This window comes from Caulobacter sp. GW821-FHT12D05 (assembly GCF_058807295.1).
The window spans coordinates 1,057,353-1,078,071 of record NZ_JBXAQO010000001.1 but is presented as its reverse complement, the minus strand read 5'-3'; the positions used below and the strand labels follow the sequence as shown (position 1 = coordinate 1,078,071).

Genomic DNA, 20,719 nt, shown 5'->3' with positions numbered 1-20,719 from the left:
GCATATCCCTTCGCCGAAGCGAAAGTGCGACCCGCCCTGCGGCGAGGGGCGTCTGATATGTCGCTCGAAGACTCGTGTCAACGGCCATATCGAAGAAGCGACAATTCGCTGCTGTGCGACACCCGAATTCGTGTGGATAGTCGCCAAGAACAGCTGTGGGGCCTGATCATCCGGACCCTTGTTTTTCCCAGACCGGCGTTAGGGAAAGCAGGTCTAGTTGCGATCGTTTCTCAATGTGCCTCGGGCGTTTGAAGCGTTGACGACAGTGGGCTACAACCCGCTCGATTCAAGCCAAGGGCTGTCATGACCGCCTTCCTTCTTCAGTATCTGCCGATCGTGATCTTCCTAGGGATCGCGGCGGCTATCGGCATCGTCTTCATTCTGGCGGCAGCCGTGTTCGCGCCAAGGGCGCCGGACCCGGAAAAGCTGTCCGCGTACGAATGTGGCTTCAACGCCTTCGACGACGCGCGCATGAAGTTCGACGTCCGGTTCTATCTGGTGTCGATCCTCTTCATCATCTTCGACCTGGAAGTGGCGTTCCTGTTCCCCTGGGCGGTCACGCTGATGAAGCTGCCGCACGACGTGGCCCAGTTCGCCTTCTGGTCGATGATGACCTTCCTGGGCGTGCTGACCGTCGGCTTTATCTATGAATGGAAGAAGGGCGCCCTCGAATGGGAGTGATCGTTCCCGCCACCACCGTTCCGGCGCTTTCGGGCGGCCGCTCGACGGTCGAGGGCTATGACCCCAAGCTGCACGACCCGTTCTTCGACGGCGTCTCGCAGCAGCTGGCCGACAAGGGCTTCATCACGGCCGCCGCCGACGACCTGATCACCTGGGCCCGCACGGGCTCGCTGATGTGGATGACGTTCGGCCTGGCGTGCTGCGCCGTCGAGATGATGCACTCGGCCATGCCGCGCTACGACCTGGAGCGCTACGGCTTCGCGCCGCGCGCCAGCCCGCGTCAGTCGGACGTGATGATCGTCGCCGGCACGCTGACCAACAAGATGGCTCCGGCCCTTCGCAAGGTCTACGACCAGATGCCGGAGCCGCGCTACGTCATCTCGATGGGCAGCTGCGCCAACGGCGGCGGCTACTACTATTACAGCTACAGCGTCGTGCGCGGTTGCGACCGCGTCGTGCCGATCGACATCTACGTGCCGGGCTGCCCGCCCACGGCCGAAGCCCTGGTCTACGGCGTGCTGCAGCTCCAGAAGAAGATCCGTCGCATGGGTACGATCGAGCGATGAGCCAAGATCTCGAAACCCTGGGCCAGGACATCGTCGCCCGCGCGCCCGGCGTGCTGGGCCATTCGGTGGCGTTTGGCGAACTGACGATCGTGGCCAAGGCCGAGGGCGTCGTCGACACCCTGACCTTCCTGCGTGACGACGCCGCGACCCGCTTCCACCAGCTGGTGGACCTGACGGCGGTCGACTATCCCGAGCGCGCCGCGCGCTTTGACGTGGTCTACCACCTGCTGTCGATGGTGAAGAACACCCGCATCCGCCTGAAGGTGATGACGGACGAGGACACCCCGGTGCCCAGCGTCACGCCGGTGTTCCCGGTCGCCGACTGGTTTGAGCGCGAAGCGTTCGACATGTACGGCGTGTTCTTCTCGGGCCATCCGGACCTGCGCCGGATCCTGACCGACTACGGCTTCCACGGCCATCCGCTGCGGAAGGACTTCCCCATGACGGGTTATGTGGAAGTTCGCTACGACGACGAGCTCAAGCGCGTCGTGTACGAACCCGTCAAGATTACCGAGTTCCGTGCGTTCGATTTCCTCTCGCCCTGGGAAGGCGCCAAGTACGCGCTCCCCGGTGACGAGAAGGCTCAATAGCGAGCAGGGGATGACCAATCATGGGTTTGCGACGGCCGACGTTTCGTTCCGCCACCTCGTTCTTTCTGGTCGCCTTTTCGACCGCGTTCCTGATGACCATCGGGATGCGGCTGACCGGGTGGTTCACGAAGGCGCCGGTGATCAGCCCGGAGCAGAACAAGTCGCTGGGCGTCGCGATCATGGTTTCGGTGATCATGCTGGCCGTCGGCGCCAGCATCCGGCGGATGGAAGTGGCCGAGCTGCGCAGCGCGCTGCTCGGGGCGGCTTCAGTCCTGCTGGCTCTGCCGCTCTCACAGGCCGCGATTTCCCAGAGCTGGGACGTCGCGACCACCATCATCACCTTGCTGGGCGTGGTTCTGCTGATCGCAGGACTGCTTGTGTCGCTCAGCATCGAGCAGCGTAACGAAGGTCCGTAGCCATGACCGGCACGAACTCGCCCGCCGCGGCGACCGACTTCTTCCGTGACGAACCGACGACTCCGGCCATCCCGGAGACGCCCGTCCGCAAGTTCAACATCAACTTCGGCCCGCAGCACCCGGCCGCGCACGGCGTGCTGCGCCTGGTGCTGGAGCTGGACGGCGAAATCGTCGAACGCGTCGATCCGCACATCGGCCTGCTGCATCGCGGCACCGAGAAGCTGATGGAAGCGCGCACCTACCTGCAGAACATCCCGTACTTCGACCGCCTCGACTACGTGGCGCCGATGAACCAGGAGCATGCGTTCTGTCTGGCCATCGAGAAGCTGCTGGGCGTCGAAGTGCCCAAGCGCGGTCAGATCGTCCGCGTGCTGTTCTGCGAGATCGGCCGGATCCTGAACCACCTGCTGAACGTGACGACCCAGGCCATGGACGTCGGCGCCCTGACGCCGCCGCTCTGGGGCTTCGAGGAACGCGAGAAGCTGATGATCTTCTACGAGCGCGCTTGCGGCGCTCGTCTGCACGCCAACTACTTCCGTCCGGGCGGCGTCCACCAGGACCTGACGCCCGAGCTGATCGACGACATCGAGACCTGGGCGAAGGCTTTCCCCAAGATCTGCGACGACATCGAAGGCCTGATCACCGACAACCGCATCTTCAAGCAGCGCAACGTCGACATCGGCGTCGTGAGCAAGGAAGACGCCTGGGCCTGGGGTTTCTCGGGCGTGATGGTGCGCGGTTCGGGCATCGCCTGGGACCTGCGCCGCAACCAGCCGTACGAGAACTACAACGAGTTCGAGTTCGACATCCCGCTGGGCAAGAACGGCGACTGCTACGATCGCTATCTGTGCCGCATGCAGGAAATGCGTGAGAGCACCAAGATCATTCTGCAGGCCGTCGCCATGCTGCGCGCCACGCCGGGCCCGGTGCTGACCGAGGACAACAAGGTCAGCCCGCCGCGCCGCGCCGAGATGAAGCGCTCGATGGAAGCCCTGATCCACCACTTCAAGCTCTACACCGAGGGCTTCAAGACGCCGGAAGGCGAGGTCTACGCGGCCGTCGAAGCCCCCAAGGGCGAGTTCGGCGTCTACGTCGTCAGCAACGGCACCAACAAGCCGTACCGCGTGAAGATCAAGGCCCCGGGCTTCTCGCACCTGGCCGCGATGGACTGGATGAACCGCGGCCACCAGCTGGCCGACGTTTCGGCCATCCTGGGCTCGCTCGACATCGTGTTCGGTGAGGTCGACCGGTGAGCATTGAGACCATCGCCCAGGCGCAACTCGACGCCTACAACGCCCAGGACCTGGACGCGCACTGCGCCCACTTCGCCGACGACGTCGTCGTGGCGGGCCTGAACGGCGACGTGGCGCGTACGGGCCTCGACGCCTATCGCGCCTTCTACGCCAAGACCTTCGCCGAGTTCCCCAAGAACCACGCGAAGCTGCTGAACCGCATCGTGGTCGGGTCCAACGTGATCGACCACGAGCATGTCGACCGCGGCAACGGCGATGCGCCGTTCCAGGTCGCCGCCATCTACACCTTCAAGGGCGACAAGATCGTCCGCGTGGATTTCGCCCGATGAGCGCCCTGAAATGAGTGTGAGACGTCTCGCCAAAGAGCAGCCCGCCAGCTTCGCCTTCTCCAAGGACAGCCAGGCCAAGGCCGATTGGTGGAAAGCCAAGTATCCCGCCGTCCGCAAGCAGTCGGCGGTGATCCCGATGCTGTGGCTGGCCCAGAAGCAGGAAGGCTGGATTTCCGAGCCGGCGATCCAGGAGATCGCCAAGCAGCTGGAAATGCCGGTCATCCGCGTGCTGGAAGTGGCCACCTTCTACGTGATGTTCCAGCTGCAGCCGGTCGGCAAGGTCGCCTTCGTGCAGCTGTGCGGCACCACGCCGTGCCAGCTGCGCGGCGCGCTGGACCTGAAGGCCGTGCTGAAGGCCAAGATCGGCGACGCCAACCACGTCTCGGCCGACGGCAAGTTCAGCTGGGAAGAGGTCGAGTGCCTGGGCGCGTGCTGCAACGCCCCGATGGCCGCGATCAACGACTACTACTACGAGGACCTGACGCCGGAGAGCCTGGCCCAGATCCTGGACGACTTCGCGGCCGGCAAGGACCCGAAGCCGGGCAGCTACGAAGGCCGCGTGTCGTCGGAGCCGAAGGGGGCGATCCACACCCTGACGGACCCGAAGCTGTACGACGGCTCGTACGCCAAGAAGATCAAGATTCCGAACCTGCCCGAGAAGCCCAAGGCTACGAAGGCAAAGCCGGAGCCGACCGCCTAACATGACCGCCGACGCCGTCCTCCAGAAGAAGCGCCTGACCGTGATGATCGCCATCACCGCGGTCTGCTTCGTGCTGGCCGGCGTGGCGATCGTTGGCGCGGTGTCGCTGAAGATCGACTGGCTGCTGCCGGTCTTCTTCGTGGCGCTGGTCGGGGGTCTTGGCTCGCAGATCTGGTTCATCCTGGGCTGGATGCGCGCGGCCAAGAGGGAAGGGACTTCGTCATGATCGACGACAGCGCCCTGAACACCCGCAAGGCGGCCTATTTCGACACCATCCGGGCCCTGGGTCGCCGCGAACGCGGCATGGGGCTCGTGGCGTGCATGGTCGGCGCGATCCTGTTGATCTGGGGTCGCACCGCTCAAGGCGCGCCGTTCTGGGCGGTTGTCGCCGGTCTCGTCACGATTGGCGCGGGCTGGCTGCTTTTCGCCTATGTCATCATTCGTCGGACGCGCTATGTGCGCGCCCATCCATTCGATCCGCAAAGCTGAGTCATGGTCGGTATCCTCGAAGACAAGGACCGCATCTTCACGAACCTCTACGGTCTCCAGGATTGGGGCCTCGAGGGCGCGAAGAAGCGCGGCTGCTGGAATGGCACCAAGGACATCCTGGACGCCGGGCGCGACTGGATCATCGACAACATGAAGAACTCCGGCCTGCGCGGCCGGGGGGGCGCCGGTTTCTCGACCGGCCTCAAGTGGTCGTTCATGCCCAAGGAAGTGAAGGACGGTCGTCCGCACTACCTCGTGGTCAACGCCGATGAATCCGAGCCGGGCACCTGCAAGGACCGGGAGATCATGCGGCATGATCCGCACCTCCTGATCGAAGGCTGCCTGATCGCCTCGCGCGCCATGTTGGCCCACGCCTGCTACATCTACATCCGCGGCGAGTACGTGTTCGAGCGCGAGCGCCTGGAAGCGGCGATCAAGCAAGCCTACGAAGCCAACCTGGTGGGTAAGAACAACGTCCACGGCTGGGACTTCGACATCTACGTCCACCACGGCGCCGGCGCTTACATCTGCGGTGAAGAAACCGCTCTGCTGGAAAGCCTGGAAGGCAAGAAAGGCCAGCCGCGCCTGAAGCCGCCGTTCCCGGCCGGCGCGGGCCTGTACGGCATGCCGACCACCGTCAACAACGTCGAGAGCATCGCCGTCGCCGGCACGATCCTGCGTCGCGGCGCCTCGTGGTTCGCGGGCTTTGGCCGTCCCAACAACGCCGGCACCAAACTGTTCTGCGTCTCGGGCCACGTGAACCTGCCCTGCAACGTCGAAGAAGCCATGAGCATCCCCTTCCGTCAGCTGATGGAAGACCACTGCGGCGGCATCCGTGGCGGCTGGGGCAACCTCAAGGCCGTCATCCCGGGCGGCTCGTCGGTTCCGATGATCCCGGCCGAGCAGTGCGAAGACCTGCCGATGGACTTCGACGCCCTGCGGAACCTGAAGTCGGGTCTCGGCACGGCCGCCGTCATCGTCATGGACAAGGACACCGACCTGGTCCGCGCCATCGCTCGCCTGTCATACTTCTACAAGCACGAGAGCTGTGGCCAGTGCACGCCGTGCCGTGAAGGCACCGGCTGGATGTGGCGCGTCATGGAACGCATGGCGACCGGCGAGGCCGATCCGAAAGAGATCGACACCCTGCTGGACGTCACGACCCAGGTCGAGGGTCACACCATCTGCGCCCTGGGCGACGCGGCCGCCTGGCCGATCCAGGGTCTGTTCCGTCACTTCCGCCACGAGGTGGAGGAGCGGATCGCTTCCTATCGTAGCGGTCGCCTGCACGTGCAGGGCGCCAAGCTGATCGCGGCGGAGTAACAAGAATGGCTATCGCCAAGGTCAACGGCGTCGAGGTCGAGTTCGAGCCCGGCATGACGGTTCTGCAGGTCGCGGAACTGGCTGGGGAAGAGATCCCGCGCTTCTGCTATCACGAACGTCTGTCCATCGCCGGCAACTGCCGGATGTGCCTGGTCGAGGTTAAGCCCGGCCCGCCGAAGCCGCAGGCGTCTTGCGCCCTGCCGGCCGCCGAGGGCCAGGAGATCTTCACCAAGACTCCGATGGTCAAGAAGGCCCGCGAAGGGGTGATGGAGTTCCTGCTCATCAACCACCCGCTGGATTGCCCGATCTGCGACCAGGGCGGCGAGTGCGACCTGCAGGACCAGGCGGTCGGCTACGGCCGCGACGACAGCCGCTATGACGAGAACAAGCGCGCGGTCGAAGAGAAGGCCATGGGCCCGCTCATCAAGACCGTGATGACGCGCTGCATCCAGTGCACCCGCTGCGTCCGCTTCATCACCGAAGTCGCCGGCTCGCCGGAAATCGGCCTGATCTCGCGCGGCGAAGACGTTGAAATCACGACCTATCTGGGCGCGGCGGTGACGTCGGAGCTCAGCGCCAACGTGATCGACCTGTGCCCGGTCGGCGCCCTGACCTCCAAGCCATACGCCTTCGAAGCCCGTCCGTGGGAACTGAAGAAGACCGAAAGCGTCGACGTCATGGACGCCCTGGGCTCGTCGATCCGCGTCGACGCCCGCGGCTCGGCCGTGCTGCGCGTGCTGCCGCGCATCAACGAGGACGTCAACGAAGAGTGGATCTCGGACAAGACGCGCTATGCCGTCGACGGCCTGGGCCGTCAGCGTCTGGACCGTCCGTACGTCCGCGTGAACGGCAGCCTGAAGCCGGCCACCTGGGCCGAAGCCTTCGCCGCCGTCTCCGCCAAGATCAAGGCGACTTCGCCGGATCGCATCGGCGTCATCGCTGGCGACCTGCAGGACGCTGAAAGCCTGAAGGCGACCAAGGACCTCTTCACCGCCCTGGGCGTGAAGAACCTGGACAGCCGCCAGGACGGTTCGGCCCTGGGCGCTGGCCCGCGCGAAAGCTGGCTGTTCAACTCGACCCTGGCCGGCATCGAGAATGCCGACGTGGTCCTGTTCGTCGGCGCCAATCCGCGCCTTGAGGCCCCGGTCCTGAACGCTCGCTTCCGCAAGCAGTGGATCGCCGGCAAGACCCGCTTCGGCGTCATCGGCGAGCAAGCCGACCTGACGTTCGACTACGACTACCTCGGCGCTGGCGCCAAGACGCTGTCGGGCCTGGCCAAGAGCAAGAACGACTTCGTCGCCGCCCTGAAGGCCGCCGAGCGTCCCGCCATCATCATCGGCCAGGGCGCTCTGTCGCGCGCCGATGGCGGCGCGATCCTCAAGGCCGCCGCCGGCCTCGCCAAGACCGTCAAGGTCGTGCGCGAAGGCTGGAACGGCTGGAACGTCCTGCACACGGCTGCTGCCCGCGTGGCCGGCCTCGACATGGGCTTCGTCCCGGCCGAGGGCGGTCTGGCCGCTAGCGACATGCTGAAGCCGGGCGCCGTGGACGTCTTGTTCCTGCTGGGCGCCGACGAGTGCGAGGCTTCGGCTTCGAGCGCGTTCAAGATCTACCTGGGCACGCACGGCGACGCCGGCGCGCACAAGGCCGACGTGATCCTGCCGGGCGCCGCCTACACCGAAAAGAACGGCCTGTATGTGAACACCGAAGGTCGCGTCCAGCTGGGCCGCCGCGCGGTGTTCCCGAAGGGCGAGGCCAAGGAAGACTGGTCGATCCTGCGCGCCCTGTCGGAAGTGCTGGGTCACAAGCTGCCCTACGACAGCCTGGACCAGCTGCGCGCCAGGCTGTTCGCCGACCATCCGACCTTCGGTCAGATCGACTACGCGCCGGGCTCCGTCGCCACGTCGTTCGATGTCGGCGCCCTGGGCGCTGACGGCGAAGCCTCGGACGCGCCGTTCGAAAGTCCGATCAAGGCTTTCCACCTGACCAACCCCATCGCGCGCGCCAGCGTGACCATGGCCGAATGTGCGGCCGTGGCTTCCGGCGCCGCCAAGATCGCGGCGGAGTAGACCGTGGGCCCGACGAATCCGCTTCTCTGGTTTGGTCTCACGACGGGCGGCATCCTGCTGGTCGTGATCTGGGTTCTGCTGAGCCTGGCCTTCCTGCTGCTCGCCGACCGCAAGATCTGGGCCGGCGTCCAGATGCGCAAGGGTCCCAACGTCGTTGGTCCCTTCGGCCTGCTGCAGTCCTTCGCCGACTTCTTCAAGTTCGTGCTGAAGGAAATCGTCATTCCGGCCGGCGCCGACAAGGCGATCTTCCTGCTGGCCCCGCTGGTCAGCCTGATCCTGGGCTTCGTCGGCTGGGCCGTGGTGCCGTTCGCGCCGGGCTGGGTCGTGTCGAACCTCAATGTCGGCATCCTGTACCTGCTGGCGATGAGCTCGCTGGGCGTCTACGGCATCATCATGGGCGGCTGGGCTTCGAACTCGAAGTATCCGTTCCTGGGCGCCCTGCGTTCGGCGGCCCAGATGGTGTCGTACGAAGTCTCGATCGGCCTGATCATCATCACGGTGATCCTGCTGGCCGGTTCGATGAACCTCTCGACCATCGTCGAGAAGCAGTCGGGCTGGTTCTGGAACTGGAACGTCTTCGGCGGCGGCTTGAAGAACATCGTCCTCGTGCCGGTGATGATCGTCTCGATGGGCATGTTCTACATCTCGGCCCTGGCCGAGACGAACCGCCCGCCCTTCGACCTTCCGGAAGCTGAATCCGAACTCGTGGCCGGTTACCAGGTCGAGTACAGCTCGACCCCGTACCTGCTGTTCATGGTCGCCGAGTATTCGAACATCGTCCTGATGTGCGCCATGATCAGCGTGCTGTTCTTCGGCGGCTGGAACCTGGGCCTGCCGGTTGATCTGGTGGCGATGTGGGGCTGGTGGGGCAAGTTCGCCCTGGCCTTGGTGTTCTACGCCAAGATCGTCTTCTGGTTCTTCATGTTCGCCATGGCGAAGGCCATCGTGCCTCGCTACCGCTACGACCAGCTGATGCGCCTGGGGTGGAAGGTGTTCCTGCCGACCTCGCTGGTGTTGGTGGCCGCGGTCGCCGCGTGGCGCGTGTTCGGTCCGGGGGCCTGATGCGCCGCGCCCTGATCCTTGCTTTAGGCCTTTCCGGCCTTGCCCTGACGGCCTGTGCGGGCGTCGCGGCGGCGGATCGGTCCTATTCGCTGGGCGATGGGGTCGTCAGCTACGACGATCTGCGGCGCGAAGGCGACAAGTGCAAGGCCTCGGGCGGGATCATCCAGGCCAAGCAGGACGGGGGAGACCCCGCCCAGCTGTCGAACTACACCTGCGTCATTCCCAAGGCTGGGAAATGAGGCGGATTGTCCTCGGGATCGTGACGGTGGGCCTGTTGGCCGGCTGTTCGACCTGGGGACGCGGTATTCAGCGACCGCCGCAGCGGACGCACGATGAGCAGGTCGAGGCGCGACGAGATCGCGACGCCAAGACCAACAAATGCGTCATCGAGCAGACGATGCGGCGGCAGCAGAAAGAGCAGGGCAGGGACGTCCGTCCTTTCCCCAAGGAAAAGTGTTAGGAGAGCTCTGGTGTTCCAGCGCATCACTCAAGCGGCCAAGGGCGCGGCCCTTCTGGACTTCGCCGGCGCCTTCGGCCTGGCCATGAAGTACCTGGTCGCGCCGAAGAAGACGGTGATCTACCCGAACGAGCGCGGCCCGCAGTCGCCCCGTTTCCGGGGTGAGCACGCTCTGCGTCGCTATCCGTCGGGCGAGGAGCGCTGCATCGCGTGCAAGCTGTGCGAGGCCATCTGCCCCGCCCAGGCGATCACGATCGAAGCCGAACCGCGCGAGGACGGCAGCCGCCGCACGACCCGCTACGACATCGACATGGTCAAGTGCATCTACTGCGGTCTGTGCCAGGAGGCCTGCCCGGTCGACGCCATCGTGGAAGGTCCGAACATCGAGTTCGCGACCGAGACCCGCGAAGAGCTCTACTACGACAAGGAACGCCTTCTCGATAACGGCGACCGTTGGGAACGCCTGATCGCGAAGAATCTGGAGTTGGACGCGCCCTACCGCTAAGGGAGGGGCGAATCCGAAGCGGGCGGCGCGTCGTTCTGGCGGGCCGTCGTTGGACTTAAGTTATCAGGGGAGCCCTGGGCCGATGCCCTTGCAGGCGATCGCTTTCTATTTGCTGGCATTCGTGACCATCGCGGCGGGTCTTCTCGTCGTGTCGGCGCGCAATCCCGTGCACTCGGTGCTCTTCCTGATCACCGCCTTCTTCTCGGCCGCCGGCCTCTTCGTCCTGTTGGGCGCGGAGTTCCTGGCGATGCTGCTGATCGTCGTCTATGTCGGCGCGGTCGCGGTGCTGTTCCTGTTCGTCGTCATGATGCTGGACGTCGACTTCGCCGAGCTCCGCCAGGGCTTCGCCCAGTACCTGCCGATCGGCGGTCTGGTCGGGGGCATCCTGACGCTGGAGATGGTGTTCGTCGCCGCCACGGTGGCCACCAACGGCGCGGCCTCGAAGAACCCGCTGCCGAACGCCTCGCCGGGCGGCGTCCCCAACACCGAAGCGATTGGTCGCGTGCTCTACACCGACTACGTCTTCTTCTTCCAACTGGCGGGCCTGGTGCTGCTGGTCGCCATGATCGGCGCCATCGTCCTGACCCTGCGCCACAAGCCGGGCGTCAAGCGCCAGGACATCGGCAAGCAGGTGGCCCGCACGCCCAAGACCGGCATGGAGCTGGTCCAGATCAAGCCGGGTGAGGGGATCTCCGAATGATCGGCCTGCCGCACTATCTCGTCGTCGCCGCGATCCTGTTCACGATCGGCGTCTTCGGCATCTTCGTGAACCGCAAGAACATCATCGTCATCCTGATGTCGATCGAGCTGATCCTCTTGGCGGTGAACATCAATCTCGTGGCGTTCTCGGCCTACCTGCACGACGTGGCGGGGCAGATCTTCGCCATGTTCGTGCTGACCGTCGCCGCCGCCGAGGCGGCCGTGGGTCTGGCCATCCTTGTGACCTTCTTCCGAAACCGCGGCGACATCGCGGTTGACGACGCCAGCATGATGAAGGGCTAAGCGACGTCATGCAGACGCTTGTCACCATTCTCGTTTTCGCGCCGATCATCGCCGCGGCCATCGCCGGCCTGTTCGGCCGCCGCATCGGCAACGTGGCCTCGCAGTCGGTCACCACCGGCGCGCTGATCCTGGCCTGCGGCCTTAGCTGGTACACGTTCAGCCAGTGGACCTGGGGGCACATGGAGGCCTTCACCGTCCACCTGCTGCCGTTCATCAGCATCGGCGACTTCCAGGCCAACTGGTCGATCCGCATCGACGCCCTGTCGGCGACCATGCTGATCGTGGTCACCACGGTCTCGGCCCTCGTGCACATCTACTCCTGGGGCTACATGGCCGAGGACGACAGCAAGCCGCGCTTCTTCGCGTACCTGTCTCTGTTCACCTTCGCCATGCTGTCGCTGGTCACCGCCGCCGACTTCATGCAGCTGTTCTTCGGCTGGGAAGGCGTGGGCCTGGCCTCGTACCTGCTGATCGGCTTCTGGTTCAAGAAGCCCTCGGCCAGCGCCGCGGCGATCAAGGCCTTCGTGGTCAACCGCGTCGGCGACTTCGGTTTCGCCCTCGGCATCATGACCACCTTCTGGGCCTTCGGCACGATCCAGTTCGCCGAGCTGTTCCCGATGATCGCCAGCCACGCCGGCAAGACCTGGGAATTCGCCGGTCACACCTGGCCGCTGATGGACATCGCCTGCTTCCTGCTGTTCATCGGCGCGATGGGCAAGTCGGCGCAGTTCTTCCTGCACACCTGGCTGCCGGACGCCATGGAAGGCCCGACCCCGGTGTCGGCGCTGATCCACGCGGCGACCATGGTCACCGCCGGCGTCTACATGCTGTGCCTGCTGTCGCCGATGTTCGAATACGCGCCCGTCGCCAAGAACATCGTCACGGTGATCGGCGCGGTGACGGCGCTGTTCGCCGCTACGGTCGGCCTGACCCAGAACGACATCAAGCGCGTGATCGCCTACTCGACCTGTTCGCAGCTTGGCTACATGTTCTTCGCGGCCGGCGTCGGCGCCTATCAGGCGGCCATGTTCCACCTGTTCACGCACGCCTTCTTCAAGGCTCTGCTGTTCCTGGGCGCCGGTTCGGTGATCCACGGCATGCACCACGAGCAGGACATGCGGAAGTACGGCAATCTGGCCAAGCTGCTGCCGGTGACCTTCCTGGCCATGACGATCGGTACGATCGCCATCACGGGCCTGGGCTTCCCGCCACTGCACCTGGGCTTCGCCGGCTTCTACTCGAAGGACACCATCATCGAAGCGGCCTTCGCCGCTGGTGGCCACAATTCGATCGCCATGTTCGCATGGGTGATCGGCGTGCTGGTGGCGGGCCTGACCTCGTTCTACTCGTGGCGCCTGGCCTTCTTCACCTTCAACGGCAAGGCCCGCTGGGGTCATGACGACCACCATGCTCACGACGATCATGCGCACGACGCCCACCACGGCGCCGCGCACGAGACGCACGACGAGCCTCTGGCCGATGACCACGCGCACGACGACCACGGCCATGGCCATGGTCACGACCACAAGCCGCACGAGAGCCCTTGGGTGATGCTGTTCCCGCTGGTCGTGCTGTCGCTGGGCGCGATCCTGGCCGGCTTCGTGTTCGTCGACTACTTCGTCGGCCATCACCAGGAAGAGTTCTGGCGCGGCGCCATCTACACCGCTCCGACCAACCACGTGCTGCACCAGGCGCACGAAGTGGCCGAGTGGGTGAAGTGGAGCCCGCTGATCGCCTCGCTGCTTGGCCTGCTGATCGCGGTCTATGTCTACCTGATCAAGGGCAACGAGCGCCTGGGCCTGAAACTGGCCGAGCGCAAGGGTCCGCTGTACGTCTTCTTCTACAACAAGTGGTTCTTCGACGAACTCTACGCGGCCACGTTCGTGCGCTTCGCCAAGTTCCTCGGCGACCTGTTCTGGAAGGGCGGCGACCAGAAGATCATCGACCGGCTGGGCCCGGATGGCGTTTCCAACCTCTCGTATGAGATCGGAAAGCGCACCGGCAAGCTGCAGACCGGCTATCTCTACCACTACGCGTTTGTCATGCTGCTCGGCGTCGCCGGTCTGCTGACCTTCGCCCTGTACGCCTTCCGTTGAGGGGGACGGAGCTAATGAGCGGCCTTCTCAGCCTTACGACCTTCGCGCCGATCGTCGGCGTCGCGGTGATCCTCGCCGCGCGCGCCTTCAACGGCGAGAGCGCCAAGACCGACACGCTGGCCAAGTGGATCGCGCTCGTGACCACCTTGGTCACGTTCGGCCTGTCGATCGTCCTGACCCTCCAGTTCGACCCGAAGAACCCGGGCTTCCAGTTCGTGGAAGACTTCGCCTGGTTCGCGGGCATCCACTACCGCATGGGCGTCGACGGCATTTCGGTGCTGTTTGTCCTGCTGACCGCGTTCCTGCTGCCCATCTGCATCATCGCCAGCTGGAAGTCGGTCGAGAAGCGTGTCGTCGAGTACCTGATCGCCTTCCTGGTCCTTGAGACCCTGGTGATCGGCGTGTTCTGCGCGCTGGATCTGATCCTCTTCTATCTCTACTTCGAGTTCAGCCTGGTCCCGATGTTCCTGATCATCGGCATCTGGGGCGGCAAGCGCCGGATCTACGCGGCCTACAAGTTCTTCCTCTACACGCTGCTCGGTTCGATCCTGATGCTGGCCGCCATCCTGGCCATGATCAACATCGCCGGCACCTCGTCGATCCCGACGCTGATGACGTTCAAGTTCGCCCCCTGGCTGCAGACCTGGCTGTGGCTGGCCTTCTTCGCCTCATTCGCAGTGAAGATGCCGATGTGGCCGGTGCACACCTGGCTGCCTGACGCCCACGTGGAAGCCCCGACGGCCGGTTCGGTCATCCTGGCCGGCATCCTGCTGAAGCTCGGCGGCTACGGCTTCATGCGCTTCAGCCTGCCGATGTTCCCGAACGCCTCGGAGATGTTCCAGCCGCTGGTGTTCGCGATGTCGGCCATCGCCATCGTCTACACCTCGCTGGTCGCCTTCCGTCAGACCGACATCAAGAAGCTGATCGCCTATTCGTCGGTCGCCCACATGGGCTTCGTGACCATGGGCATCTTCTCGGGCAATGCGGCCGGCGAGCAGGGCGCTTTGTTCCAGATGCTGAGCCACGGGGTGATCTCCGGCGCGCTCTTCCTCTGCGTCGGCGTCGTCTACGACCGCATGCACACCCGCGAGATCGCCTTCTACGGCGGCCTGACCAACCGCATGCCGCACTACGCCTTCGTGTTCCTGCTGTTCACGATGGGCAATGTCGGCCTGCCGGGCACCTCGGGCTTCGTCGGTGAAATCCTGACGATGACCGGCGTCTACAAGGCCTCGACCTGGACGGCGATCGTGTCGGCCACCGGCGTGATCCTGTCGGCCATGTACGCCCTGACCCTGTATCGCCGGGTCATGTTCGGCGAGATCACCAATCCCGAGCTGAAGACCATCACGGATCTGGACGCTCGCGAGATCCTGCTGTTCGTGCCGCTGATCGCGATGACCCTGATCCTGGGCGTCTATCCCAATCTCGTGTTCAACCTGACCGCGACGTCCGTCGACGCGCTCGTCGGCGCCTGGCGCGCCGCCGTGGGCGGGTGAGGAGCCAATGACCTTTTCCGACCACTTCTCGCTCGTCCTGCCTGAGATCGTCCTGGCGATCGCGGCGCTGGTTCTGCTGGTCGCCGGCGCCTTCCGGGGCAAGGTCGGGGCCATCTTCACCCTGGCCGCCGTCGCCTCGCTGGTCGCGGCCGCCGCCACGGCGGTGCTGGGCCCGCACGGTCACGCCTTCGGCGGCGTCTACGCGGCCGACGCCGCGGCGACCTACGCCAAGGTGGCCATCTACCTCTCGAGCGCCATCGCCGTGGTGCTGGGCGACCGCTGGCTGGCCCAGCGCGGCGACCAGAAGTTCGAATACGCCGTCCTGGTCGTCCTGGCCGCTCTGGGCATGGGCGTCACCGCCTCGTCGGGCGATCTGATCAGCCTGTATGTCGGTGTCGAGCTGCAATCGCTGGCCCTGTACGTCCTGGCCGCCATGCGCCGCGACGACGCCAAGTCGTCGGAAGCGGGCCTGAAGTACTTCGTGCTGGGCGCGCTGTCGTCGGGCCTGCTGCTGTACGGCAGCTCGCTGATCTACGGCTTCACCGGCTCGACCCACTTCAGCCAGATCGCCCTGGCCGCTGCTCACGGCGGTTCGCACGGCGTGGGCCTGCTGTTTGGTCTGGTGTTCCTGATCTGCGGCCTGGCGTTCAAGGTCTCGGCCGCGCCGTTCCACATGTGGACGCCGGACGTCTATGAAGGCGCCCCGACCCCGGTCGTCGGCTTCTTCGCCGCCGCGCCGAAGCTGGCCGCCATGATGATGTTCGCCCGCGTGCTGGGCGACGCCTTCCCGGGCTCGGTCGACCAATGGCGCCAGATCTTGGTGATCGCGGCCCTGCTGTCGGTCTTCGTCGGCGCCTTCGCGGGCCTGGCCCAGACGAACCTGAAGCGCCTGTGGGCCTATTCCTCGATCGCCAATGTCGGCTATGCCCTGCTGGGCGTCGCCGCCGGCGGTGAGGTCGGCCTGCACGCGATGCTGGTCTTCATGGTGCTCTACATGGTCGACGTCACCGGCTTCTTCGCCTGCCTGCAGGCGCTGAACCGCGATGGCAAGCCCATGGAGACGATCGAGGACATGGCGGGCCTGATCAAGGAACGTCCGGGCATCGCCCTGGCCATGACGGCGTTCTCGCTGTCGGCCCTGGGCCTGCCGCCGTTCTCGGGCTTCTGGTCGAAGTACTACGTCTTCAAGGCTGCCCTGGGCACCGGCGACGTGCTGCTGCAGTGGGCCGCCGTCCTCGGTCTGGTCGGCTCGGTCGTCGCGGCGTTCTATTACCTGCGCCTGATCAAATCGATCTGGTTCGACGCCTCGACCGGTTCGGTCGACGCGCCGTCGCCCTCGGCCCGCGCCGTCGGCTATGCGGCCGCGTTCTTCTCGTTCCCGATCGTGCTGGTGGCCCTGGTTTGGCTGGATCCGGCCGCCAAGGCCGCCGCGGCCGCCTTTGGTCACGCGTGACGTGACGGGCGTCCCGCCCGTCGTCGTCTTAGACGAGATCGACTCTACCAACGCCGAAGCCCGTCGCCGGGCTGAGGCGGGCGAGGCCGGCCCCGTGTGGCTGGTCGGCCTCCGCCAGACGTCGGGCCGCGGCCGTCGCGGTCGGGCCTGGGAAACGGGCGAGGGCAACCTCGCCGCCACGCTGCTCTTCCGCACCGACAAGCCGCCGGCCGAGGCCGCCCAGGTCTCGTTCGTCGCCGCCCTGGCCGTGGCCGACATGCTGGGCCAGTACGTACCGGCCTCGCTGGTCAGCCTGAAGTGGCCCAACGACCCGCTGTTGGGCGGCCTGAAGGTCAGCGGCATCCTGATCGAGTCCGGCGCTTCGCCCCAAGGGGGGCTGTGGATCGCTGCCGGCATCGGCGTGAACCTGGCCCGCAAGCCGATCGACGCCGAGCGTCCCGCCACCTCGATCGCCACCTATCGCGAGATCCCGCCGCCGCACCCGACCGAGGCCATCGAGGCCCTGGCCGGCGCGTTCGAGCGCTGGTTCCGGACCTGGGGCGCCCTGGGCTTCCCAGCTATCGCCGACGCCTGGACGGCCCGCGCCCACGGCCTGGGCGAGCCTTGCGTCGCCCGCCTGGGGACCGAGACGGTCGAGGGCATCGCCGAAGGCTTGGACGGCGACGGTGCGCTGCGCCTTCGTCTGGATGACGGTCAGGTTCGCCGGATCACCGCCGGCGACGTCTTCTTTGGAGCCGCCTGATGCTGCTGGCCATTGAACAGGGCAACACCAACACCATGTTCGCCATTCACGACGGCTCGTCGTGGGTGGCCCAGTGGCGTTCGGCGACCGAGAGCACCCGCACCGCCGACGAATATGTGGTGTGGCTGTCGCAGCTGCTGTCGATGCAGGGCCTGGGCTTCCGGGCCATCGACGCGGTGATCATCTCCAGCGTCGTGCCGCAGTCGATCTTCAACCTGCGCAACCTCAGCCGCCGCTATTTCAACGTCGAGCCGATCGTGATCGGCGAGAACGCCAAGCTGGGCATCGATGTGCGCATCGAAAAGCCGTCCGAGGCCGGCGCCGACCGCCTGGTCAACGCCATTGGCGCCGGCATGGTCTACAAGGGCCCGCTGATCGTCATCGACAGCGGCACGGCCACCACCTTCGACATCGTGGCCGCCGACGGCGCGTTCGAGGGCGGCATCATCTCGCCCGGCATCAATCTTTCGATGCAGGCCCTGCACGAAGCGGCGGCCAAGCTGCCTCGCATCGCCATCCAGAAGCCGGCCGGTAACAGGATCGTGGGGACGGACACCGTCTCCGCCATGCAGTCCGGCGTATTCTGGGGGTATATCTCTCTGATCGAGGGTCTCGTCTCGCGCATCAAGGCTGAGCGCGGCGAGCCCATGACCGTCATCGCCACCGGCGGCGTCGCCTCGTTGTTCGAGGGCGCCACCGACAGCATCGACCACTTCGACTCCGACCTGACGATACGGGGTCTTCTCGAAATCTATCGTCGAAACACCGTTTCCGAGACCTGATGAAAAAATCCAAGAACGACGAGCTCGTCTTCCTGCCGCTAGGCGGGTCGAACGAGATCGGCATGAATTTCAACCTGTATGGCTTTGGCCCGGCGCACGATCGCAAGTGGATCGTCGTCGACCTGGGCGTGACCTTCGGCGACCAGACGACGCCCGGCGTCGAGATCATCCTGCCCGATCCGTCGTACATCGAGCCCTACGCCAAGGACATCGTCGGCATCGTCCTGACCCACGCCCACGAAGACCACCTGGGCGCGGTGCACTGGCTGTGGCCGCGCCTGAAGGCGCCGGTGTACGCCACGCCGTTCACCGCCTTCCTGCTGCGCGAAAAGCTGCGTGACGCCGACCTGCTGGACGAGGTGTCGATCACCGAAGTGCCGCTGGGCGGCAAGTTCTCGCTGGGTCCGTTCGATCTGGAACTGATCACCCTGACCCACTCGATCCCCGAGCCGAACGGCCTGGCGATCAAGACGCCGCTGGGGACGATCCTGCACACCGGCGACTGGAAGATCGATCCCGAGCCCCAACTGGGCGCCCCGACCGACGACGCCGCGCTCCGCCGCCTGGGCGACGAGGGCGTGCTGGCCATGGTCTGCGACAGCACCAACGTGTTCGTCGAAGGCGAGGCCGGTTCGGAAGCCGACGTCCGCGTGGCGCTGGGCAATCTGATCCAGAGCCTGTCGGGCAAGATCGCCGTGGCGTGCTTTGCCTCGAACGTGGCGCGCATGGACACCGTGATCCGCGCGGCTCAGGCCAGCGGCCGCAAGGTCTGCCTGGCCGGCCGGTCGATGCACCGCATGGCCGCCGCCGCCCGCTCGGTCGGACTGCTGCAGGGCCTGGAGCCCTTCATCACCGACGACCAGGCCAAGCACATGCCTGAGAACGAGATTCTCTTCCTGTGCACCGGCAGCCAGGGCGAGGCCCGCGCGGCCCTGTCGCGCATCGCCGACGGCAGCCACCCGCATGTGAAGCTGGGGCAGGGAGACCACGTCGTCTTCTCCTCGCGGGTCATCCCGGGCAACGAGATCCCGATCCGCAACCTGCAGAACAAGCTGGCCGACCGCGGCGTGCGCCTGCACACCGAACGCGACACGCCCGGCATCCACGTCTCGGGTCACCCGTGCCGTGAAGAGCTGCGCCAGATGTATGCGTGGGTGCGTCCGCACATCGCCGTGCCGACCCACGGCGAGCGCCGCCACCTGATCGAGCACGCCGCCTTCGCCAAGGACCTGCAGGTCCCGCACGCTGTCTCGCCTCGCAACGGCGACATGGTGCGGCTGGCGCCCGGCCAGCCGGGGATCATCGACGAGGTGCCGGCCGGTCGTCTGTACGTGGACGGCGGCGTGGTCACGCCCGAGAACGGCGACGCTCTGCGCGAGCGGCGTCACGCGGCGTTCAACGGCATGCTGGCCGTGTCGATCGTCCTGGACGGTCGCAACAAGATCGTCTCGGGCCCGCAGGTGCGCGGCATCGGCCTGACCGGCGACGAGGAATACAGCCTGGACGACGCGCTCGATGACCTCGCCGAGGAAGCCGAGGGCGCCTACAAGAAGCTGCAGGGCGACACCCGCGAGCTGGACGAAGCGATCGAAAGCGCCATCTCCCGCGCCGTGAAGAAGGCCGCGTTCCGCATCTGGGAACGCAAGCCGGTCGTCGAGACGACGGTCCTGCGGATCTGATGAGGGTAGGGCGGCCACGGAAACGCCGTGGTCGCCCTATCTTTCCGCGTCGCGGACCTGGTGCTAGGCCAATCGGCAAAGACCAGAAAAGCGCAGCGGGAGCTCTCTAGGATGATCGGCAAGCTCAACCACGTCGGCGTCGCCACGCCATCGATCGACGACTCGGTGAAGATGTACCGCGACCTCTTGGGCGCCACCTCGGTCACCGAGAAGTGGGCGATGCCCGAGCAGGGGGTCTGGGTCTGCTTCGTCAACCTGCCCAACAGCCAGATCGAGTTGATCGAGCCCTATGGCGAGACCTCGCCGATCCATGGCTTCCTGGCCAAGAACCCCAAGGGCGGCCAGCACCACATCTGCTTCGAGGTCGAGAACATCTACGAAGCCCGCGATGACCTGGTGGCCAAGGGAGCGACCGTGCTGGGCGAGCCCCGCATCGGCGCCCACGGCACGATGATCATCTTCGTTCACCCCAAGGACATGGGCGGCCTGCTGGTCGAGCTCATGGAAACCCCTAAGGACGCTCACTGATGAGCCCGATCACCTGGTTCGCCATCTACCTGACCATCTGGTGGACGGTGCTGTTCGCCGTGCTGCCGCTGGGCTCGCGCAGCTTCCACGAGGCGGGGATCACGCCGCCGCCGGGCGCGGATCCCGGCGCGCCGGTCAATCCGAACCTGAAGCGCAAGTTCATCACCACGACCTGGGTCTCGGCCATCGTGTTCGTGGTGTTCTTCGTGATCGTGCACTTTCACCTGGTGACTCTGCCGGATCTTCCGGCCGCCATCTGACGTGCGAATGCACAAGCCTTGGGCGCGATGCGGTCGATTTGCCTGCATTCGCCCAAGCCTTGGGCGAACCGCCTCATTGTTAGCGCTTCCCATGGATGGTCGTGCCCCAACACCCGTTCGGTCGGTAAGGTGACTTCAGGAGATCGGCCTAGCCGGTCTCGCTCTGTGGCGTCTTCCCCGACGATGACTTGAAAGGCCGCGCGGCGATCCGCGCGGCCTCTCTTTTTTCCACGGTGGAGCC

25 protein-coding genes and 1 pseudogene are annotated in these 20,719 nt (G+C 65.6%); all 26 read left to right on the top strand.

Features of this window, described 5'->3' with window-relative positions:
- Positions 1-303 precede the first annotated feature (303 nt).
- Positions 304-681 carry an NADH-quinone oxidoreductase subunit A gene (locus AC1RRR_RS04705; protein ID WP_454716357.1) on the top strand — a complete coding sequence of 126 codons (378 nt, stop codon included), beginning with the start codon at positions 304-306 and terminating at the stop codon, positions 679-681.
- Positions 651-1,247 carry a NuoB/complex I 20 kDa subunit family protein gene (locus AC1RRR_RS04700; RefSeq protein WP_492081828.1) on the top strand — a complete coding sequence of 199 codons (597 nt, stop codon included), beginning with the start codon at positions 651-653 and terminating at the stop codon, positions 1,245-1,247. Before AC1RRR_RS04705 ends, AC1RRR_RS04700 begins: the two co-directional genes overlap by 31 nt.
- Positions 1,244-1,837, top strand: coding sequence for an NADH-quinone oxidoreductase subunit C (locus AC1RRR_RS04695; RefSeq protein ID WP_454716355.1), 594 nt, complete (start codon positions 1,244-1,246; stop codon positions 1,835-1,837). The genes AC1RRR_RS04700 and AC1RRR_RS04695 overlap by 4 nt, the downstream gene beginning before the upstream one ends.
- 20 nt (positions 1,838-1,857) lie before the next feature.
- Positions 1,858-2,253, top strand: coding sequence for a hypothetical protein (locus tag AC1RRR_RS04690; protein WP_492810942.1), 396 nt, complete (start codon positions 1,858-1,860; stop codon positions 2,251-2,253).
- A gap of 2 nt (positions 2,254-2,255) precedes the next feature.
- Positions 2,256-3,506: an NADH-quinone oxidoreductase subunit D gene (locus tag AC1RRR_RS04685; protein ID WP_492810940.1), complete on the top strand. Its 1,251-nt coding sequence runs from the start codon at positions 2,256-2,258 to the stop codon at positions 3,504-3,506.
- On the top strand, positions 3,503-3,835 hold the full coding sequence (locus tag AC1RRR_RS04680) for a nuclear transport factor 2 family protein (protein WP_492810939.1): 333 nt from the start codon (positions 3,503-3,505) through the stop codon (positions 3,833-3,835). The genes AC1RRR_RS04685 and AC1RRR_RS04680 overlap by 4 nt, the downstream gene beginning before the upstream one ends.
- 10 nt (positions 3,836-3,845) lie before the next feature.
- A complete protein-coding gene (gene nuoE, locus AC1RRR_RS04675) occupies positions 3,846-4,535 on the top strand; it encodes an NADH-quinone oxidoreductase subunit NuoE (RefSeq protein WP_492810938.1) in 690 nt (229 codons plus the stop codon).
- A gap of 1 nt (position 4,536) precedes the next feature.
- Positions 4,537-4,761: a hypothetical protein gene (locus AC1RRR_RS04670; protein WP_492810936.1), complete on the top strand. Its 225-nt coding sequence runs from the start codon at positions 4,537-4,539 to the stop codon at positions 4,759-4,761.
- A complete protein-coding gene (locus AC1RRR_RS04665) occupies positions 4,758-5,024 on the top strand; it encodes a hypothetical protein (RefSeq protein WP_492810935.1) in 267 nt (88 codons plus the stop codon). The genes AC1RRR_RS04670 and AC1RRR_RS04665 overlap by 4 nt, the downstream gene beginning before the upstream one ends.
- 3 nt (positions 5,025-5,027) lie before the next feature.
- On the top strand, positions 5,028-6,347 hold the full coding sequence (nuoF, locus tag AC1RRR_RS04660; protein ID WP_492810934.1) for an NADH-quinone oxidoreductase subunit NuoF: 1,320 nt from the start codon (positions 5,028-5,030) through the stop codon (positions 6,345-6,347).
- 5 nt (positions 6,348-6,352) lie between these two features.
- A complete protein-coding gene (gene nuoG / locus AC1RRR_RS04655) occupies positions 6,353-8,413 on the top strand; it encodes an NADH-quinone oxidoreductase subunit NuoG (protein WP_492810933.1) in 2,061 nt (686 codons plus the stop codon).
- Between the two features lie 3 nt (positions 8,414-8,416).
- Entirely contained in the window at positions 8,417-9,475 is a 1,059-nt protein-coding gene (nuoH, locus tag AC1RRR_RS04650; RefSeq protein ID WP_492810931.1) for an NADH-quinone oxidoreductase subunit NuoH, read from the top strand.
- Positions 9,475-9,714 (top strand): hypothetical protein, encoded by a 240-nt coding sequence (locus tag AC1RRR_RS04645; RefSeq protein WP_492810930.1) that lies wholly within the window; start codon positions 9,475-9,477, stop codon positions 9,712-9,714. Before nuoH ends, AC1RRR_RS04645 begins: the two co-directional genes overlap by 1 nt.
- Positions 9,711-9,935, top strand: coding sequence for a hypothetical protein (locus AC1RRR_RS04640; protein ID WP_492810929.1), 225 nt, complete (start codon positions 9,711-9,713; stop codon positions 9,933-9,935). The genes AC1RRR_RS04645 and AC1RRR_RS04640 overlap by 4 nt, the downstream gene beginning before the upstream one ends.
- Positions 9,936-9,945: 10 nt before the next feature.
- Positions 9,946-10,437, top strand: a complete 492-nt coding sequence (gene nuoI, locus AC1RRR_RS04635; protein WP_184719347.1) for an NADH-quinone oxidoreductase subunit NuoI — start codon at positions 9,946-9,948, stop codon at positions 10,435-10,437.
- A gap of 82 nt (positions 10,438-10,519) precedes the next feature.
- A complete protein-coding gene (locus AC1RRR_RS04630; RefSeq protein ID WP_291878130.1) occupies positions 10,520-11,137 on the top strand; it encodes an NADH-quinone oxidoreductase subunit J in 618 nt (205 codons plus the stop codon).
- On the top strand, positions 11,134-11,439 hold the full coding sequence (gene nuoK, locus AC1RRR_RS04625; protein WP_013079344.1) for an NADH-quinone oxidoreductase subunit NuoK: 306 nt from the start codon (positions 11,134-11,136) through the stop codon (positions 11,437-11,439). Before AC1RRR_RS04630 ends, nuoK begins: the two co-directional genes overlap by 4 nt.
- A gap of 8 nt (positions 11,440-11,447) precedes the next feature.
- The gene (gene nuoL / locus AC1RRR_RS04620) at positions 11,448-13,535 is read left to right on the top strand and encodes an NADH-quinone oxidoreductase subunit L (protein WP_492810928.1); all 2,088 of its coding nucleotides are present in this window, start codon (positions 11,448-11,450) and stop codon (positions 13,533-13,535) included.
- On the top strand, positions 13,532-15,034 hold the full coding sequence (locus AC1RRR_RS04615) for an NADH-quinone oxidoreductase subunit M (RefSeq protein ID WP_492810926.1): 1,503 nt from the start codon (positions 13,532-13,534) through the stop codon (positions 15,032-15,034). The genes nuoL and AC1RRR_RS04615 overlap by 4 nt, the downstream gene beginning before the upstream one ends.
- Positions 15,035-15,041: 7 nt before the next feature.
- A complete protein-coding gene (gene nuoN / locus AC1RRR_RS04610; RefSeq protein WP_492810924.1) occupies positions 15,042-16,487 on the top strand; it encodes an NADH-quinone oxidoreductase subunit NuoN in 1,446 nt (481 codons plus the stop codon).
- A complete protein-coding gene (locus AC1RRR_RS04605) occupies positions 16,474-17,229 on the top strand; it encodes a biotin--[acetyl-CoA-carboxylase] ligase (RefSeq protein ID WP_492810923.1) in 756 nt (251 codons plus the stop codon). Before nuoN ends, AC1RRR_RS04605 begins: the two co-directional genes overlap by 14 nt.
- Complete coding sequence (locus tag AC1RRR_RS04600; protein ID WP_454718671.1) at positions 17,226-18,011, top strand: type III pantothenate kinase; 786 nt, start codon at positions 17,226-17,228, stop codon at positions 18,009-18,011. The genes AC1RRR_RS04605 and AC1RRR_RS04600 overlap by 4 nt, the downstream gene beginning before the upstream one ends.
- The gene (locus AC1RRR_RS04595; RefSeq protein WP_492810921.1) at positions 18,011-19,690 is read left to right on the top strand and encodes a ribonuclease J; all 1,680 of its coding nucleotides are present in this window, start codon (positions 18,011-18,013) and stop codon (positions 19,688-19,690) included. The genes AC1RRR_RS04600 and AC1RRR_RS04595 overlap by 1 nt, the downstream gene beginning before the upstream one ends.
- Before the next feature lie 111 nt (positions 19,691-19,801).
- Positions 19,802-20,218: a methylmalonyl-CoA epimerase gene (mce, locus tag AC1RRR_RS04590; protein WP_492810919.1), complete on the top strand. Its 417-nt coding sequence runs from the start codon at positions 19,802-19,804 to the stop codon at positions 20,216-20,218.
- Positions 20,218-20,478, top strand: a complete 261-nt coding sequence (locus AC1RRR_RS04585) for a DUF1467 family protein (RefSeq protein ID WP_492810917.1) — start codon at positions 20,218-20,220, stop codon at positions 20,476-20,478. The genes mce and AC1RRR_RS04585 overlap by 1 nt, the downstream gene beginning before the upstream one ends.
- Before the next feature lie 18 nt (positions 20,479-20,496).
- Positions 20,497-20,704 (top strand): annotated as a pseudogene (locus tag AC1RRR_RS04580) (hypothetical protein); the annotation flags it as partial.
- Positions 20,705-20,719 lie beyond the last annotated feature (15 nt).

Bases quoted from the DNA above. Each gene is read 5' to 3' on its own strand.
- AC1RRR_RS04705 (WP_454716357.1), top strand. From the start codon at position 304: ATGACCGCCTTCCTTCTTCAGTATCTGCCGATCGTGATCTTCCTAGGG.
- AC1RRR_RS04700 (WP_492081828.1), top strand. From the start codon at position 651: ATGGAAGAAGGGCGCCCTCGAATGGGAGTGATCGTTCCCGCCACCACC.
- AC1RRR_RS04695 (WP_454716355.1), top strand. From the start codon at position 1,244: ATGAGCCAAGATCTCGAAACCCTGGGCCAGGACATCGTCGCCCGCGCG.
- AC1RRR_RS04690 (WP_492810942.1), top strand. From the start codon at position 1,858: ATGGGTTTGCGACGGCCGACGTTTCGTTCCGCCACCTCGTTCTTTCTG.
- AC1RRR_RS04685 (WP_492810940.1), top strand. From the start codon at position 2,256: ATGACCGGCACGAACTCGCCCGCCGCGGCGACCGACTTCTTCCGTGAC.
- nuoE (WP_492810938.1), top strand. From the start codon at position 3,846: ATGAGTGTGAGACGTCTCGCCAAAGAGCAGCCCGCCAGCTTCGCCTTC.
- AC1RRR_RS04670 (WP_492810936.1), top strand. From the start codon at position 4,537: ATGACCGCCGACGCCGTCCTCCAGAAGAAGCGCCTGACCGTGATGATC.
- AC1RRR_RS04665 (WP_492810935.1), top strand. From the start codon at position 4,758: ATGATCGACGACAGCGCCCTGAACACCCGCAAGGCGGCCTATTTCGAC.
- nuoF (WP_492810934.1), top strand. From the start codon at position 5,028: ATGGTCGGTATCCTCGAAGACAAGGACCGCATCTTCACGAACCTCTAC.
- nuoG (WP_492810933.1), top strand. From the start codon at position 6,353: ATGGCTATCGCCAAGGTCAACGGCGTCGAGGTCGAGTTCGAGCCCGGC.
- AC1RRR_RS04645 (WP_492810930.1), top strand. From the start codon at position 9,475: ATGCGCCGCGCCCTGATCCTTGCTTTAGGCCTTTCCGGCCTTGCCCTG.
- AC1RRR_RS04640 (WP_492810929.1), top strand. From the start codon at position 9,711: ATGAGGCGGATTGTCCTCGGGATCGTGACGGTGGGCCTGTTGGCCGGC.
- AC1RRR_RS04630 (WP_291878130.1), top strand. From the start codon at position 10,520: ATGCCCTTGCAGGCGATCGCTTTCTATTTGCTGGCATTCGTGACCATC.
- nuoK (WP_013079344.1), top strand. From the start codon at position 11,134: ATGATCGGCCTGCCGCACTATCTCGTCGTCGCCGCGATCCTGTTCACG.
- nuoL (WP_492810928.1), top strand. From the start codon at position 11,448: ATGCAGACGCTTGTCACCATTCTCGTTTTCGCGCCGATCATCGCCGCG.
- nuoN (WP_492810924.1), top strand. From the start codon at position 15,042: ATGACCTTTTCCGACCACTTCTCGCTCGTCCTGCCTGAGATCGTCCTG.
- AC1RRR_RS04595 (WP_492810921.1), top strand. From the start codon at position 18,011: ATGAAAAAATCCAAGAACGACGAGCTCGTCTTCCTGCCGCTAGGCGGG.
- mce (WP_492810919.1), top strand. From the start codon at position 19,802: ATGATCGGCAAGCTCAACCACGTCGGCGTCGCCACGCCATCGATCGAC.
- AC1RRR_RS04585 (WP_492810917.1), top strand. From the start codon at position 20,218: ATGAGCCCGATCACCTGGTTCGCCATCTACCTGACCATCTGGTGGACG.